Source organism: Coleofasciculus sp. H7-2, assembly GCF_042747725.1.
GTDB lineage: Bacteria > Cyanobacteriota > Cyanobacteriia > Cyanobacteriales > FACHB-T130 > FACHB-T130.
The window spans coordinates 68,393-85,748 of the sequence record NZ_JBHZGO010000034.1; the positions used below are offsets into that span (position 1 = coordinate 68,393).

At 46.1% G+C, this 17,356-nt stretch carries 10 protein-coding genes and 1 pseudogene; 9 read left to right on the top strand and 2 right to left on the bottom strand.

The window, feature by feature from the left end; translation table 11 throughout:
- Positions 1-40 precede the first annotated feature (40 nt).
- From ACFW2W_RS08690 to ACFW2W_RS08730, 9 genes and pseudogenes are all read left to right on the top strand, one after another.
- Positions 41-838 (top strand): alpha/beta fold hydrolase, encoded by a 798-nt coding sequence (locus ACFW2W_RS08690; RefSeq protein ID WP_378176091.1) that lies wholly within the window; start codon positions 41-43, stop codon positions 836-838.
- 110 nt (positions 839-948) lie between these two features.
- Positions 949-1,134: a hypothetical protein gene (locus ACFW2W_RS08695; protein WP_378176384.1), complete on the top strand. Its 186-nt coding sequence runs from the start codon at positions 949-951 to the stop codon at positions 1,132-1,134.
- Positions 1,064-2,435 (top strand): annotated as a pseudogene (locus ACFW2W_RS08700) (DUF3370 domain-containing protein). Before ACFW2W_RS08695 ends, ACFW2W_RS08700 begins: the two are co-directional and overlap by 71 nt.
- 604 nt (positions 2,436-3,039) lie before the next feature.
- The gene (locus ACFW2W_RS08705; RefSeq protein ID WP_378176094.1) at positions 3,040-8,430 is read left to right on the top strand and encodes a CHAT domain-containing protein; all 5,391 of its coding nucleotides are present in this window, start codon (positions 3,040-3,042) and stop codon (positions 8,428-8,430) included.
- A 209-nt stretch (positions 8,431-8,639) separates the two neighbouring features.
- Positions 8,640-9,116 carry an STAS domain-containing protein gene (locus ACFW2W_RS08710; RefSeq protein WP_378176097.1) on the top strand — a complete coding sequence of 159 codons (477 nt, stop codon included), beginning with the start codon at positions 8,640-8,642 and terminating at the stop codon, positions 9,114-9,116.
- 164 nt (positions 9,117-9,280) lie between these two features.
- Entirely contained in the window at positions 9,281-9,763 is a 483-nt protein-coding gene (sufU, locus tag ACFW2W_RS08715; RefSeq protein WP_378176357.1) for a Fe-S cluster assembly sulfur transfer protein SufU, read from the top strand.
- 6 nt (positions 9,764-9,769) lie between these two features.
- On the top strand, positions 9,770-10,291 hold the full coding sequence (locus ACFW2W_RS08720) for a Ycf51 family protein (RefSeq protein WP_378176099.1): 522 nt from the start codon (positions 9,770-9,772) through the stop codon (positions 10,289-10,291).
- A gap of 181 nt (positions 10,292-10,472) precedes the next feature.
- Positions 10,473-11,654 carry an iron-containing alcohol dehydrogenase family protein gene (locus ACFW2W_RS08725; protein ID WP_378176101.1) on the top strand — a complete coding sequence of 394 codons (1,182 nt, stop codon included), beginning with the start codon at positions 10,473-10,475 and terminating at the stop codon, positions 11,652-11,654.
- Between the two features lie 140 nt (positions 11,655-11,794).
- Entirely contained in the window at positions 11,795-13,012 is a 1,218-nt protein-coding gene (locus ACFW2W_RS08730; protein ID WP_378176103.1) for an aspartate aminotransferase, read from the top strand.
- 393 nt (positions 13,013-13,405) lie between these two features.
- On the opposite strand, the gene ACFW2W_RS08735 is transcribed toward ACFW2W_RS08730, so the two are convergent.
- Entirely contained in the window at positions 13,406-13,951 is a 546-nt protein-coding gene (locus ACFW2W_RS08735) for a hypothetical protein (RefSeq protein WP_378176105.1), read from the bottom strand.
- 287 nt (positions 13,952-14,238) lie between these two features.
- Positions 14,239-17,343, bottom strand: a complete 3,105-nt coding sequence (locus tag ACFW2W_RS08740) for a right-handed parallel beta-helix repeat-containing protein (protein ID WP_378176107.1) — start codon at positions 17,341-17,343, stop codon at positions 14,239-14,241.
- Between the last annotated feature and the right edge of the window lie 13 nt (positions 17,344-17,356).

Consider the following 17,356-nt stretch of genomic DNA (forward strand, 5'->3'; position numbering starts at 1 on the left):
AAGTAGTGCGTTCTGTCTCAAAAAATTGAAGGGTAATTCAGTGAAAAGCAAACTCATCAAAAAGCAAGTTGATGTGGATAACTGTTATATTTCCTATTATGAAGGAGGAGTCGCCTCAAATTTAGATCCGATACTTTTTATACACGGATGGGGAGTATTAGTTGAACCTTATCAAGACAGTTTAGATATTTTATCCGAGCGTTATCAGGTGATAGCACCTGTTTTACCAGGTTTAGGAAGCTCAACCGCACCAGAAAAAGTTCTTCAAAATTATAATGACTATGCAAAGATTATTGGAGATTTTGTAAAGAAGTTAAATTTAAAAAAAGTTCATATAATTGGACATTCGCTAGGGGGCGCAATTGGCATGGCATTGGCAGCTTTGATGCCGTCGATTGTCCGCAGCCTCGTCGTCGTAGATAGTACGGGAATTCCTCTAGGTTCCATACCAGAAGTTTTATTAAGAAGGGCAATTGAAATGCCTGCCCAATCTTGGCAAATGAAGCTTCAGCCTGTCAGTGCTATTTTTCAATGCTTGCTTTACAACAGCTTGTTTAACCTTGAAAATACGATAAAAATGGGATTTATCGCTTTAGAACAAGATATTAGACCAATTTTGCCAAACATTGAATCCCCTTGTTTAATTGTGTGGGGAGAAAACGATATCCTAACTCCGGTAAAATTTGCCCAAGAGTTATCACAAGGAATAAAAGGTTCTAAGGTGAAAATAGTAGAGGAGGGATACCACGAATGGAATCTCTTTTTTCCGGATAAATTTACAGCGATTATCTTTGATTTTATTGCAGAAATTGAGGAAATGTTATTGACAAGGGCATGATTTTCTCTGCCAATTTAGAGGATGTCTGAGAAGTCGGTTATAACACCATCCAGATGTAGGGGCTTACGCCTACGGGCGACGATTTTTCGTTCCGATAGCTTGTTTACCGAATGCGAAAGCCCTTACTGACTGCGTTAATCGGTTTAGTTGGAAGAATAGGGGTGCGATCGCATCCGACTACGGAGAAAATGGTGAGTGCTAACCGCGAGACTCCAAAATCGCTTCATGCTGACTTTTTTGCCGATTTTTCTTTTCGCCCAAACAAATCCAATCCCGACACCTGCACCACCACTTGAAATCGTGCAACCTCAGGAAGTCCGCCCTTTACCGGGAAAACTGGATGATGTGCCAGTTTTTAACAGCAACAGTCCAGAATTAGTACAGACAGAGGGAATTTTACTTTCAACCTTTCCCCCCAGCAACAAAAGCGTCTCGGCAGCTCATTTAAATTTTCCCTTCCAAGGGCGTTTTGATGTGTTTGCCCATCATATTGCCAAGCCGCCGACTCCGGAAGACTTACGCACTCTCTACTTGGGAATCATCGTGCATAATCCCGGTAAGCAACCCGTCACGGTGGATATCTTGCAAGCAGCCAGTTATCTCAGTCAACCAGATGCGCCATTTATGCCAATGGCGTCCTACATTGAGAATCCCTTGGGTACAGTGTATGCTGGCCCTGGCGATCGCGTCACTAATGATATTTTGCGAGAACAGCGTCAAGCCGATTTTCCCCCTCAGTTGATGATTCCGCCAGGGGAAAGCCGGATGTTGCTGAATCATCCAATTCCTGTAAAGACGCTGACGCCGCCGCTAAATGGTCGCTCGACATTGATGCGGTTGCGGAGCGATGCCAGAGTCTACATGGCTAGTTTAGCGATGTATGCCAAGAAAAATCCGGATGGCAGCGAACGCGCACCGACGCTGGAAGAATGGCAGACACTTCTGGATTCTGGTAATTTAGCAGAGCCGCGCGATCGCCTTCCTACCCCTCCTGAGGCAAGCAACGGGCAATTGATCTACGGTCGTGTTGCCGGTGTCGCTCAAGGTTCGCAGTGGAAAGCGAGACTGGTGGAAAGACCGGGTGCAGTGAATCTGAGCGTTCCCCAACCAGGAAAAGCGTTTTCCTATACCCTCAGCACGGTTTCTCGCGGCACTCTCGGCACCGAACGAGTGCAAAGTGCCCCCATGTTGGTGCGCTACCCAGATACCGCTATATTTGGCTCACGGCAACTATGGAGTGCATTACAGCCTCACCTTGCCGCTGATTAACGATACGAACGACAGCCAAACTGTAACCTTGGCGATACAGACGCCGATCAAACAGGATCGCTTGCAGGGAGGGCTGCGTTTTCTAGAACCACCGCCTCAGCAAGTATTTTTCCGGGGCACCGTCCAGATCCAGTACACTGATGACCGAGGTTTACCCCAAATTCGTTACGTGCATTTAGTTCAACGGCGCGGTCAGCAAGGCGAACCTTTGATAACCTTGAAGATGCTACCGGGCGATCGCCGACTGGTAAAAGTCGATTTTATTTATCCCCCAGACGCCACGCCGCCACAAGTTTTAACCGTTAGAACCTTGGAAAAGACTTTCTGACACGTTGTAATTTAGCCCTTCTCTAAGCCTTAGTGTAGAGACGCGATTAATCGCGTCTCTACAGGGAGAGTGCGAATCATTTAGGATTGCTATATATTCCTAGAATCCCACTTATTTTTTCTTGCTACCTCTGCCAGAAGTCAGGGTAAATCTTGCATCTGTTTGCTCTATTTCCAAGCAATTCGCACAAACTTCAATTGAGTCTCATCAACTCAAAAATAGGGTTGATGGTTAGCACTAACCGCAAATCTATAGAAATCCTATTTAAGTCGTAAGATGCCAGCCCAGATCCCCGATTTCTTAGAGAAATCGGGGATCTCGCCTTCACGAATCATTTAGGACTGCTATATTTACAATAAATGAGTGATTTATCGGAGTCAATTAACTTTTTTTATAAAGATTCGATGAAGATTAAGTAAAGATACGTAAAAATAGTCGGCATTAAAAAAAAACAATATTTATAATATAGTTGAAATTACCGAGAAAGTAAAAAATAAATAGCTGCAAGCAAAATCAAGTTAATCTTTGACTAAATGTTAAGCGTTATTCTGGCGGTCAAAAAATTTTAAGTTCTGAAAATTGAATAATCTTGAGCGAGAATCCTATGAACTCTGCTGTGAGAAGCATTCGTCGGTTTCTGATACTTTTCCCTTTAGTAGGCGCTATTAATACCCAAACGGTACGGGCGCAATCCATCGTTCCGGCAACTGACGGCACTGGTACCGATGTTGTCCTTGAGGGCGATGTCCTCAAAGGACAACCTTCGGTTCGCTTCGACATTAGCGGCGGACAGCAATCTGGAGCGAATCTTTTCCACAGCTTTGAGAAATTTGGACTGAACTCAAACCAAATTGCCAACTTTCTCTCCCAACCAGAGATTAAAAATATTCTGGGGCGCGTTGTCGGTGGAGACGCCTCGATTATTAATGGACTGATTCAGGTAACAGGCGGAAACTCTAACCTCTTTTTGATGAATCCCGCAGGCATTATATTTGGCGCAGGAGCCAGCCTCAATGTGCCTGCTTCCTTCACAGCGACTACAGCAACCGGAATTGGTATCGGCTCAAACTGGTTCAATGCCGCAGGTTCTAACGACTACGCCGCGCTGACAGGAAACCCCAACGCTTTTGCTTTCGCCGTCAGTCAGCCAGGAGCAATTATTAATGCTGGCAACCTCAGCTTACAGCCGGGACAAAACTTCTTAACTTTGTTGGGCGGCACAGTCGTCAGTACCGGGAAACTTTCAGCACCAGAGGGTAACATTACCGTAGCTGCTGTACCCGGTGAAAGTGTAGTCCGCATCACTCAGCAAGGACTGCTGCTAAGTTTGGATATTCAACCCCTGGCAACGGCAGATACTCAACCTAAAAACTGGAATTTGCCGATTCCCACATTACCGAAATTGCTGACGGGCGGAAGTGGAGGCAATGCTACCGGAGTGACAGTTAAAAACGGACAGGTAGTATTAACTGGCTCAGGCATTCAGGTGGAAAATGGGGATGTAGTCGCCAAGAAAGTGACCGCCGAGACAGCAAAGCTATCTGCCAATAACAATCTCACCTTAGTAGAAAGCCAGCTAGAGACGACAGGAAATCTGCAATTGCTGGCTGCTGATACGGTACGAGTCCGAGATACCCAAGCGAATCCTGTTTTACTTCAGGCAGGAGGAGATTTACTTATTCAGGGGAATTTAGGAGTTTATATTTTTGCCTTAAATCATCCTGCCAGTGGTGTAGTTTCTGGTAAGAATACACTGTTGCGCTCTCCTAACCCAGTCATCGGTGATGCTCATTTCACAACAGGTGGCAGCTTCAAAATTGAGCAATTGGATGGAAGCGCGGGAAATCTATTAAGTCCTAACGACCCGATTATTCTGGCAGTTGGAGATGTGAGTTTAGGAGATTATGAGGGAGCCTCACTCCATATTTTGGCTGGAGGTAGTGTCACGCTCGGCAGTGTCAAGATTACTGGTACAGACTCAACAGAAAATACGATTAATCCTAATAACCCCAATCCTTTCCTTGCCAGTTTGGCGAATGTCACCTTGTCTAATGGGAAGACGGTAACAATTAATGGCAACGCTAAACCTACGTTAGATATACGAGCTGGAATCAATTGGGAGTTGTTAGGTGGGGCACCGACAAATAGCGTTATTCCAACTTCCGCATTCGATCTATCCCCTAATTCTCAACCTGTTTTTGCTGGAACAACAACAAATGCGAGTATTGTAATCACTGGAGATGTTAATATAACTGCGCCAGACGGAGTTATTCTTTTAACAAATCGCTATTCTCCTAACACTTCATCCAGCGGAGAAATCCGAGTTGACGGTTTTATTAATAATAACAATTCAAATTCTTCGGATAATGTCGGTGCAGTTTTACTTGATTCACGAACAAGCATCTTAACAAAAGACATTAATACTGATGGTGATTCTGTAAATTTGTCTGCTATAGGCAACATTACATCAGGACATATCTTCACGGGTGGGCTTGGTGGCTCTGCTGACAGTGCTGTAGTTTTGTCTTCTACAGCAGGCAATATTGTGGTCAATAGCATTGATGCGGGGGGTGGAGGAATTGATATTACAGCCGCTGGTCTTTTCCAAGCTAAGGGTTCTACTGTTCCTGAACCTTTTTTGGAGGCGGAAGTTAAACTCAAAGACGATCCAGAATTATTGAGTTTTCTTCAAAGCAAAAATACTGCGGTTGATCCTGAAAAAGTAGTAACAGTATATACACAAAATTTTCCATCTAGTCTGCATGCTAGACCGAATAGCGGTAAACAGGATGGGGAAATCAATGCCCCGATTAGTATTCGGTATGGAGGTGGAGGTGCAACTACACCACTTGTATCAAAGCAGTTTAATATTAATAGTACCAAAGGTAGCCTTCTGATCCAAGGTGGAGACGGAGCTTTTAATTTGGGACCAGCGATCGCTATTAATGGCGAACCCTTTAAACCAAACTCCAGCGGTGATAGTTTTGATAATTTCGATCCCCAAAATCCATTTGACTTGATTAAAAACGAAATCTACACACCGCTTGTTTTTGGTTCAGATAAGTTTCCCAACAATGTTAGCGGTACTGTGGGATCTATCACCGTAGGAGCTGGAAATAACAATCTGTTTTATGGGTCTACTCAAAATAGCTCTTTTCCTCCAATTGCCCAAAACCCCAACCCCACTACGAATCCTGGGACTAACACCAACACTAATACGAATACTGGCACTGGCATTAACACGAGTGGTGGGATTGGCAACAACACGAATACTGGCAATAATATCGGTACCAACACGAATACTGGCACGAACACTAATACGAATACTAGCAACGGCACCAACACGAATACTGGGAGCGATACTGCTACTGATGGATCTGACAAACTTACAACAGATATACAACTAATTGCGCTGAGGGATAGTGCTTCTGTTTCGGGTGCATCTGACTCAGGCGATCGCATTGTTGTCTTCGATAACAGCCTCAAAAACAGCTCAGATGCCCGTCATGCTAACCGAGTGACGCGCAACAGCGATGGAACGCTGAAATTGTCAACTGCTGAGTCAACTGCCGCTGTGTGCGCTGCACGAGTGCAAAATTTGCGACTGCGAAACCTGCAACTGCAAGATCCGCGTTGCTTGCAAGAACAACCCGCCGCATCAGTGGCATCAGCGTCAGCTCAAGATAGCCGCAAAGTGGCGGCAGATCAACTGTTACAGCAAGGCTTTGAACAGTATCAGCCGAATAAGGTTGAATCTGCTGTCCAGTCTTGGCAACAAGCATTAAGAATCTACCAGGAACTCAAAGACGTTCCGGGGGAAGTTGCTGCCAGAGGTGTTCTGGGTGCGGCTTCCCTGGTTCAGGAAAACTATAGGGATGCGATCGCGCTCTTAGAGCCATTCTTGACGATGCAACCGGGAAATGGCAATCCCACGGGTAAAGCGCAAGCACTTTCAAATCTGGGAATTGCTTACAAAGCCGTGGGTAACTATGCAAGCGCGATCGCATCCCATCAGCAAGCTTTGACTATTATGCAAGAAACCAAAGACCGTCAGGGAGAGGGTCAGGTTTTAGTAAATTTAGGCAATACTTACGAAGCTTTGGGTGAATATGACCAAGCAATTAAGTCTTATCAGCAAAGTTTAACGATGGCGCGGGAAATTAAAGATCGCTCAGGGGAAGGGAGAGCATTAGGAAATCTGGGAACGATTTACGCTAATTTGGGTAAGTCTAAGGAAGCAGTTCAGTCTTACGAACAGAGTTTAGCGATCGCGCGACAAATTAGCGACAAGGAAGGACAAGGAAGCACCCTAACCAATCTCGGATCTGCTTATCATGTTCAGGGCGAATTTACCCAAGCCCTCAATTATTATCAGCAGAGTTTAGCGATCGCCAAAGAAATTAGCAATCGTGAGTTACAGCACAAAGCACTAGGAAATTTAGGAATTGCGTATGAAGATTTAGGCGACTACCCCAAAGCGATTGAACATCACGAGAAGAGTTTAGAAATTGCGCGATCGCTTGGTGACAGACGAGGAGAGGGAGCGGCTCTCAATAACCTAGGACATACTCTATTTGCCTCTGGCAAACTTCCAGAAGCCGAGAAAAAACTCCGCGATGCCGTTGAGGTTATGGAATCTCTGCGACCAGGATTAAATGATATCCACAATGTCTCAGTTTTTGATACGCAAGTTCTTACTTACAACCTGCTGCAACAAATCCTCATTGCCCAGAAGAAAGAAGATTCGGCTCTAGAAATTTCCGAACGAGGACGCGCCCGTGCGTTTGTGGAGTTACTGCAACAGCGATTATCTCCTGAAGCATCGGCTCGATCTAAAACTAATTTAAACCCTCCCACAATCGCCCAAATTAAAAAAATTGCCAAAGAACAAAATGCCACGCTGGTTGAATATTCAATTGTTCCTGAAGAAGAATTCAAAGTTCAAGGTAAACTCAGAGGTAAGGCATCAGAACTGTTTATTTGGGTAGTTCAGCCTACAGGTAAAGTGGCGTTTCGTCGAGTTGACCTGAAACCGCTACGGCAGCAAAATAATTCTTTTGAAGATTTGCTAGCTAACAGTCGTATTTTATACGGGCCTAATATTAATAAAGGAGAAGCGGCTAGATCGCAACTTCATCAAGTGCTGATTCAGCCAATTGCTGATTTCCTGCCCAAAGACGCAAATTCCCACGTAATATTTATTCCGCAAGGTGGGTTGTTTCTGCTGCCTTTCCCGGCGCTAAAAGCTCCCAATGGCAAATACTTAATCGAGCAACACACAATCGTAACAGCTCCAGCAATTGAGGTGTTAGACCTAACTCACCAACAACAGCAACGTGTAGAAAGGTTGCATACAACATCTCTAGATAGCAAAAACGTGCTAGTGGTAGGCAATCCGACGATGCCCACAATGCCCACAAAAGAGGCTGGACAAACGCCTCAGCCACTAGCACCGTTACCGGGTGCCGAACGGGAAGCGCTGACGATTGCTAAACTCTTGAACACTAAAGCGATCGTTGGTGACAAAGCAACCAAAGTTGAGATTGTGCAACAGATGCCCCAGGCGCGGCTGATTCATCTAGCGACGCACGGCTTACTTGATGATATTCAAGAATTAGGCATTCCCGGCGCGATCGCTCTGGCTCCATCCAAGAACGATAATGGATTCCTCACCTCTGGAGAAATCTTTGATCTGAAGCTAAATGCTGAACTTGTGGTATTGAGTGCTTGTAACACGGGACGCGGCAAAATCACCGGCGATGGTGTCATCGGTTTGTCGCGATCGCTCATTTCATCTGGAGTACCCAGTGTGCTCGTGTCCCTGTGGGCGGTTCCTGACGAACCGACTACCCTTCTCATGACAGAGTTTTATCGAACTGTGCAAAAAAAACCTGATAAAGCCCAGGCATTGCGAAGCGCCATGTTAGTGACGATGAAACAACATCCAGATCCCCTCAACTGGGCGGCTTTTACCCTGATTGGGGAAGCGCAGTGATAGGTAATGGGGAATGGGGTAATTGCTTCTTCCCCATTCCCAAACCGCATTAAGCGGACAATATTGCCTACTGAGCGATCGTGAGGGCAAGGCTAAACTTTGCATTACCTTTACGTAATTTGTGCTGTCTTCATCAACTTCATACGAAAAATTACTGAGCTGAGGATTAATCTTTTTAAAGAACCAATCAGTCTACCTCAGCCACAACTATGGGTGTACCTAGACTTATAAAGTTTTGGCGATCGACCATACTGCATCCTGAATTTATTTTTTCCTCAGTAATTAAACGGGGGAAGTCCTGCCATGAATTTGCTCAAGTCCCAGAAAACACAAAAGCCAGCCACCGGATTGTCATTCAGCCTCAAGGGGTTCTGAACCGCTGCAATGGCGCTACCTTACAACAATGGATTGTGAACAACGTCGTACTGGATGCCCCGGCTCTATGCGTGCTAGATATGACCCATATCAATGGGGTAGATAGTTCGGGGCTATTTTCTTTGGTAGCAGGACTCAAAGCCGCCCGCAAGCAGCAGTGCCGTATCGTAATTTGTAACTTGCAATTTTCAGTCAAAACACTTTTTGAAGCGGCTCAGCTTGAGGAAATATTTGATATTGAGGAAACTTATGAATCTGCCCTTGCTAAACTGGCAAGGGCGACTTCCGCAAGGGTGCCAGCAGCCGAATGATTGCGGGATACCAGGGCACTCTAGCCTGAAGGCAGCTAGGAATTTAATCTACATTCAGCGTTGGGAATCAGCGTTGGGAAGTCAATGCTCAGTCTTCAGCCCTCCGGAAATTGAGCGACACTGATAGGATCGAGATGGATGAATATCGTCTTATCAATCTCGCCATGACTTTGGGCAATCTACGCGACCTTTATCAACAGGTCATTTTAGAACACTACAAGAAGCCCCGGCACAAGGGTCAAACCAATCCCGTGCATCGGTCTCAGAGGGGGCACAATCCTTCTTGTGGCGATACCATTGAGCTGACATTGCAGATGAATGCAGCAGGCGACGCCATAGAAGATGTGAAATTTGAAGGAGAAGGCTGCGCGATCGCAATGGCTTCTGCTGACTTGATGGCGGAGGCTTTGCGGGGAAAGAAAGTAGATGTAGCCCTGGAAATGGTGGAACGCTTCCAAAGCATGATGAAAGGGGAAGCCGAATTCCCCAAAGAACAACGCAAGCTGAACGTGATGCAAGGCGTTTCTCAGTTTCCAGTGCGGATCAAATGTGCTAACCTCACCTGGCATACTTTAAAAGCTGCCTTGGAATCACCCAATGGCAATCAGCCAAATGGCTTCGTCAGTAATGAAAAGGAAGACGCTTAAGTTGCCATGTTAACGACTACTGATTTTCTAGAACTAGCCAAATGGTCAGCGGTTCTTACCATCGCCAGTGCGGTTGTAACAGCGCTGGGGTTTATTTTCAAATGGGACATCCGGTTTCGGCTGGTGGGTAGCACTGGGTTTATGGGTGTGCTAACAGCAGGTTTATTTTCTTTGAGTTTGGTACCGCTTACCCACACAGCAGTTCCAGGTTCGGTGCATTATAAGTTGGTTTATGACACGGGCGCGGCGCAAACGGTGATTTCCGTACCGCCGACGATTTCCAACTCCCAATTAGATGCAACGCTGCGTCAAGCTGCCAGCGACTTGTACTCTTATGGTCGTTTAGGTCGGGCAAAAGACAATTTACTGACCATTCGAGTCCGTACCGTTATTCATCCCTCTCCTGGCGTTTCTAAACCGCTTTATTTGGGTCAGGTGACGCGATCGCTAGCTGTCCGCAACGATCGGCAGCTTGACATCCAAATCTTCCCAGAAAACCTGGCACAATTGCCAAAGTCTACCGCGTAATCGCGGAGCCTTCTCTGTGCATTTGGATTCCCATCGAAGCGAGGCGGAGCCTAGGAACGAGTGTTGGATAGGCTGCTGCCTCCCCAAATTACTACCGGGAAGTTATTAGAGAAATTTGCTATAAATTCTTTCATAAGCAGTATTGAGAAATCCCCTTATTTAGACTAAAATGGTTGATTCTATGCCCAATCAATCCTTGCCAGAGTTGTCTACTCAAACCGCTCCTTCGTTATTTTGGCTGACAGTGGCTCCGGGTCGGGTGCTGCGCGGTCAGAGGGCGCTGGAACAAGCGGGAGAAGCGATCGCGACTTTTGGGCGGCGTCCCTTGGTTGTAGGGGGCGATCGCACGCTGTCCGTCACGCTACCCCGATTGCAACTTGCCCTAAAACAGCAAAAGACAGACGTTGCCCAGGCATCTTACAGCCCCGATTGCAGTATGCGATCGCTCGAATCTCTGCGGAAAGCTCTCACCGACCATCAAGCCGACGCGATTATCGGCATCGGCGGTGGGAAAGCATTAGACACCGCAAAACTACTGGCTCATCAATGCCAGTTGCCAGTAGTCACAATTCCCACCTCAGGGGCGACCTGCGCTGCTTGGACAGCCCTTTCCAACGTCTATTCCGACGAAGGGGCATTTCTATATGATGTCAGTCTCGATCGGTGCCCAGATTTGCTAGTGCTGGATTACGAGTTAATTCAGACTGCACCGCAACGCACCTTAATTGCCGGGATTGGCGACGCCTTGGCGAAGTGGTACGAAGCTTCTGTCAGCAGCGGTCACTCCGACCAAACTTTGATGATTGCCGCCGTGCAACAAGCGCGAGTACTGCGGGATATTCTCTTCCAAAAAGCCGCAGCAGCACTCAAAGAACCGGGCAGTGAAGTTTGGAGAGAAGTCGTAGATGCCACAGTTTTACTTGCCGGTGTCATCGGTGGTTTAGGAGGTGCCCAGTGCCGTACCGTCGCCGCCCACGCCGTCCACAATGGTTTGACGCATATCCCCGCTGCCCACGGTGCCATACATGGTGAGAAAGTCGCCTATGGCATTCTCGTGCAGTTGCGGTTAGAAGAAATGCTGCAAGGCAACCAACTAGCAGCAACTGCAAGACAACAGTTATTGAAGTTTTACGCCGAAATTGGACTGCCTCAAACTTTGGATGATTTGGGTTTGGGAAATATTACACTAGGAGAATTTCAGCAAGCAGCTGAAATTGCCTGTGCCCCTAATTCCGATATCTACCGGCTACCCTTCCGGGTGGTGCCCGAACAGCTGATGGCGGCAATGGTTTCCACGACCGCACCCGTTGAGGTAGGGCGTCCAAATTTGGGGCTGACCTCAGCGGCAAATAATGATGTTTGAATTTCAAAAGTTGAAGGTTGTAAAGAGTTGAAGGTTGAAGAATCTCAAAAGTTGAAGGTTTTAATCAACCTGCCAACCTCCAACCTGCAACTTTCCTGCCTTGCCAACAAGCCAACAAGCCAACTTTCCTGCCTTAACCAATGACGTTAGATTGGATTAGCCCAGCGGAACGCCTGCAATCACTGCCCCCTTATGTATTTGCCCGTCTGGATGAACTGAAAGCCAGGGCGCGCGAACAAGGGCTGGATTTAATTGACTTGGGAATGGGGAATCCCGATGGCCCAGCGCCTCAGCCAGTGATAGACGCAGCGATCGCAGCGTTGCAAAATCCGGCAAATCACGGCTATCCCCCCTTTGAAGGAACTCTCAGCTTCCGCCGCGCCATCACTAACTGGTACGGGCGTCGCTATGATGTTGACCTCGATCCAGATAGCGAAGCTTTGCCGCTACTAGGTTCTAAGGAAGGGCTGACTCACCTCGCCTTTGCCTACATCAACCCAGGGGATGTGATTCTGGTACCCAGTCCATCTTATCCGCCCCATTTTCGCGGACCAGCGATCGCTGGGGGCAAAATTCACCCGCTGATTCTGAAACCCGAAAATGACTGGGTGATCGATCTCGGTGACATTCCAGATGAAGTAGCCCAACAAGCCAAAATTCTCTATTTCAACTATCCCAGCAATCCCACTGGCGCAACAGCACCTCGCGAGTTCTTCAAAGATATTGTTGCCTTTGCCAAGAAGCACGAAATCTTACTTGTGCATGATTTGTGCTATGCAGAATTAGCTTTTGATGGTTATCAACCAACCAGCTTGTTAGAAATTCCAGGGGCGAAGGAAATCGGCGTCGAGTTTCATACCCTGTCTAAAACTTACAACATGGCAGGCTGGCGCGTCGGCTTTGTCGTAGGCAACCAACATATTATTCAAGGGTTGCGGACACTCAAAACTAATCTGGATTATGGCATTTTTGCCGCCTTGCAATCTGCCGCCGAAACCGCCTTACAACTTCCAGATGTTTATGTAAATCAGGTATGCGATCGCTATCGTCGTCGCCGCGATTTTTTAATCGAGGGATTTGCTGAGTTGGGTTGGACAGTTCCCAAACCAAAAGCCACCATGTACCTGTGGGTTCCTTGTCCGGAGGGGATGGGTTCAACAGATTTTGCCCTGTCTGTCTTGCAGCAGACAGGTGTGGTATTGACTCCCGGAAATGCCTTTGGATCTGCCGGTGAGGGGTATGTGCGGGTAAGTTTGATTGCTGAATGCGATCGCTTAGCTGAAGCTTTGCGGCGTTTTAAAGAAGCTAATATCCGCTATTCATCCGAAAATGAGGGCGTGTTTATCAAGCAGGGATAAAACATCGAAGCTTTAATTTTTGGGTTTGATCTCAAATTTGGGAAATCAGCTATTTCAAAAATAGTCAGCCTTATCGCATAAACGGATTTGTTTGTATAACCGCAAACTTTAATCAGAGATACAGCGCTTCCTGCTGTTATGAAGTACAGTTTATCCCCTCCCCGCTACCTCCTGTAACCTTTCACGACTAAGAACGTACCTCACAATAGCGGGAACTGCTGTAAAATCCGTTTGATTTCCCGCCATTCCCCCTAACCCCTCCCTGCCATTTTCTGCGGCTCCGGCTCCCCTCCCTGCCTGCGGGGAGGGGCTAGGGGTGGGGTGCAATGTCAAAGGGAATTACGAGTCATCAACCGAACATAATATCATAGATTATTTTTGTTCGCGTCGCCCTTATTTCAAAGTAAAAGGTTTGGTTTCCGTTACCCTACCACCACCCACTTTGTCATAAATAGTCAGCGTAATTTGGTAAGTTCCCGGTTGAATTTTAGGAGTTGTATTAACAGTGCCATTGGGAGATACTGCCACGTCATCTTTTAAAGCCGTATGTCCTTTTTCTCCAATTAGGCTCTTTTTTACCAAAATGACTTCACCCTTGGCATTTTTAACTTCCATATCCATATCTAGCCAGTTTTTCCCATCCTGACCTTTCTTGAATTTGCCAACATTGAGCAAGACTAGCTGAACATCTTCCCCTCTTTTATAAACTCCATCATTAACCGGCACAACTTTTTTATCGGGAGTTTTTCTGACCAAGAAAGATTTTTCAAACTTCAGTTGAGAAGAAGTCGGTGTAGAGGTAGTTGCAGTTTTAGATGTAGGAGATTTTGGGGAAGGAGAAGCCTGAGTAGATTTGTCGCCTCCACCACAACCACTGACTAGCGCGAGTGAAGACAATAAAATACCTGTCAGCAATAAATTATTTGATAGTTTTTTCATTATATTTAACCTCTTTTTAATTTTTCTTGAGCCTGGTTAATTGATAAACCATCCGCTTGAAGCACTTAACACGGTTTAGCTAACTACAACCATAAAATATCATAATTCATTCAACTTTACCTCTCACAAAAAATTGGTTCGCGGTTACTGCCCGAAATGCTTTTGCCGGTGGTATGGCGAGTATTTGCGCTCAAGCAGAAGGCGGTCTGTGCAAGTTAGAGATACTTAGCTTGCTTAGTTAAGCGAGTTCAAAGCCTGCATCTGAATGAACTAAACTGGTTTACCCACTAAGGGAAACCACACGTTCCCGTCGGTACAGTGGTTGCAGACCAATTGCTGAGGTCGCTTACAGAGATATTATTTGTAGACAGCGTTCCTGTTTCTATCTGGATTGCTCCTCCAAAACTGTCACTTAAGAAAAAGTTGCCAATCGTATTATTGTGGGGTTGCAGACAAATTGTATCGCCAGAACCGCTGGTTATTGCTTCGAGATCGCCGATTGCGCCGCCTGTTAAGGTGTTAAGCCGGACTCCGGCAAAGATTTTGGCAGTATCGAAGCTGTTGAGGGAAAGTCCGGTAAAAGCATTATCAATAATTTGATTCGATTCGCTGAGAAACCGAAGCTGGGCATTTCCATTGATGCTGGTAAAAATCCCGTAAAATCCATTTTTAGAAATCTGCTGGTTGTTGGAAATATTGACTGTTCCTGTCGCCGTATCGGAAAGTGCGATATTCACCCCGTTATCTTGGTTTTCAGAAATCGTGCTGTTGGTAATGTTAAATGTTCCAGAGGTATTATTTGAGAGAAGTATGCCAATTCCATAAAACCCACTTTTAGAAATTTGAGTATTGGCGATATTAAAGTTTCCGGTCGCACTATCGTTTAGTTTGAGAGAAATTCCGTCAAATTGATTGTCTGAGATTATGCTATTGGTAATATTAAATGTTCCCGAAGTATTGGCTTCAAGTTCAATATTAATTCCGCTAAATTGATTTTCGGTTATTTGGTTATTAGTAAGATTAAAGGTTCCGGAAGCACTCTCGAACAGTTTGACTTCGACTCCGTCGGCGATGCTACCGAAGCTGTTACTGTTAGCAATTATGTTGTTGGAAATGTTGAAGGTTCCAGTCGCAGTATTGCGAAGTTCAATATTAATGCCGTCCCCTTCGCTAGCTAAAACGCCATTGTTGGTAATCGTATTTTTGGCAAGAATTAAGTTAACTTGCCCCTGATTATTGTTGAGGGAAAAGCCTTCCAAACCAGAATTAGCGATCGCATTGTCTTGAATCGTCACGTCTCCGGTCACGTTCTCAAGTAAAATGCCCTCACTGGCAGAATTTGCGATCGCGTTGTCTCGAATAATTACATTGCTGATGTTGCTTCCAGCGATGCCAGAACCAGTGGTTGTGGTGATAGCAAAACCCGAAAGGGTTGTCGTGTTCCCCATCGTGACCGTTCCTGTCACGTCTGGCAGTACTCCCGCATTAGACAAGGGTAATTGTACATTGCCGAGTTCCACCGTATCTATACGCTGCACGGGACCCGTCGAAAGCACCTGCACTTGGTCAGGAATCTTGAAAGCAGGAACCCCAAGATTTGTCCCCGGTTGCACGTAGACAATATCATTGGGTTGCGCCACAGCCAAGGCTTCAGAAACTGTTGCCGTCGGATTCTCAAACGTACCGTTTCCGGTTCCAATTCCTAAATTGACGTGCCGAAATCTCCACGGTTGTCCCGTCGCGGGATTCGTAACAAACACCGTATCTTGCACGCTGAAAGATTCAGATTCCGATTGTTCATCGACTACAATATTTGCGTTTCGGGTCACAGATTCCCCCAGCCGCGCCAGAACCCGATCTTCAGTTCGTATCCCTCTCGGACGAGTTCCGGGAAAATTCGTCCCCACACTCAGCACCAAATTCGTGCCAAAAGTGGCATCATTTGAGAGCAATAGTCCCAGCCTGAAAGTGTCAGTAGGACGGGCTTCTAACCGAGTCCGCCAGCCCAAAATCTCCGTACTGCCTGGGGCATCATAATAATAAAGTCCGGCATAGCCTCGGAGGTCGCCGGTTCGACCTATCTGGGCAATTTTCACGCCAGCTTCAACATCAAACCCTGTCATCGCAGCTTCAAAATTGCGATCGCGCCGAAGTTGTTGATTTCTAGTTTGACCCAAAAAATTACCCTGAAAGAAAGGGTCTGAAAACGAGAAACCTGTAGAAAAAACTGTCTCTTGGGTCAGTTGGCGGGTATCTCCAACCGGAATATAAGCATTAGCGCGAATATCCCAGCTTTCTCCTAAACTTTCAAATCCAGCACCGAGTTGATTAAAGTTGCTATTACCCGTGTCGCGGGTGTCGAAGGCGACATAGCCGCCAAAAATACGATTATCTTTAGAACTGTAAAATCGATGTCCTAAAACAATATTGCTGCTTATATGAGATTCTACCGTTGACAACAGCAACCGACCTTCTAAGAAAGTGAGGTTGTCTGAATTTTGCCATAAAGGAACAAAGCCTTCAATGCTACCAAAAGAGCTTTCATAACCTACCCCAGAGCCAGTAGTAAATTCAGCACCAATGCGAGGCATAAATCGCTGGAAACGGACTCGATCTGATTGTGCTATCTGTTTGGTATCGGCGCTAATCTCTGCTGTAGGAGATGCAATTTCTGGAGTCAGTATTTCTTGGATAAAACCTGCTTCGCGCAAAGTGCGGGGAGGTGTTATTACTGCTGCTAAAGGTTGAGGAGATTGGACTTCGCCTGTCTCTGGATAAGGTGCGTTTTCGGGACTAAATTCTGGTTGAGGAAGCGCATCTAGGTTAGTTGTTTGGGCGATAAAAGCCGCTTCCTTTAGCGTGTAAAAAGATGGGTTGAGAGAATTACCCTGAGAGAAGCCTACAGTTTCAACTTCTGATACCAATTCACTCTTTTGAGACAATACATTTGATATTCTCTTGCCCCCCTTATTAAGGGGGGTTGGGGGGATCTGCTGCAATTGATTGGTGAAACGATTTGAGTCTATTACTGGGTGAGAAAAATTTGACTCGGCAGAAGCGATGGAATTAGGGAAGCGTTGCTGATTTTTAGAACGATATGGGGACGCTTTCTGTGGGTGTTCTGCTACATCAAGGGCATCCACAAGGGATGCCCCTACAGTATTGTTATTTAATTGAGCTACATCAAGGGCATCCACAAGGGATGCCCCTACAGTATTGTTATTTAATTGAGCAACGCCATCAGGAAAGTGGACGATTGTAACACCTGTAAAGTCGGTTGTCGCGCTTGAAGAATTAGGTTGAAACTCAGTTGTTTGGGCGGCGTTTGAGGTTAGCGTTCCTAATAGCAGCAAAATTGTGTAGATGCACGGTGTTGATGTTCTTAGAAGCATTTTTTCCCAGCTA

Bases quoted from the DNA above. Each gene is read 5' to 3' on its own strand.
- ACFW2W_RS08695 (WP_378176384.1), top strand. From the start codon at position 949: ATGCGAAAGCCCTTACTGACTGCGTTAATCGGTTTAGTTGGAAGAATA.
- ACFW2W_RS08705 (WP_378176094.1), top strand. From the start codon at position 3,040: ATGAACTCTGCTGTGAGAAGCATTCGTCGGTTTCTGATACTTTTCCCT.
- ACFW2W_RS08710 (WP_378176097.1), top strand. From the start codon at position 8,640: ATGGGTGTACCTAGACTTATAAAGTTTTGGCGATCGACCATACTGCAT.
- sufU (WP_378176357.1), top strand. From the start codon at position 9,281: ATGACTTTGGGCAATCTACGCGACCTTTATCAACAGGTCATTTTAGAA.
- ACFW2W_RS08720 (WP_378176099.1), top strand. From the start codon at position 9,770: ATGTTAACGACTACTGATTTTCTAGAACTAGCCAAATGGTCAGCGGTT.
- ACFW2W_RS08725 (WP_378176101.1), top strand. From the start codon at position 10,473: ATGCCCAATCAATCCTTGCCAGAGTTGTCTACTCAAACCGCTCCTTCG.
- ACFW2W_RS08730 (WP_378176103.1), top strand. From the start codon at position 11,795: ATGACGTTAGATTGGATTAGCCCAGCGGAACGCCTGCAATCACTGCCC.
- ACFW2W_RS08735 (WP_378176105.1), bottom strand. From the start codon at position 13,951: ATGAAAAAACTATCAAATAATTTATTGCTGACAGGTATTTTATTGTCT.
- ACFW2W_RS08740 (WP_378176107.1), bottom strand. From the start codon at position 17,343: ATGCTTCTAAGAACATCAACACCGTGCATCTACACAATTTTGCTGCTA.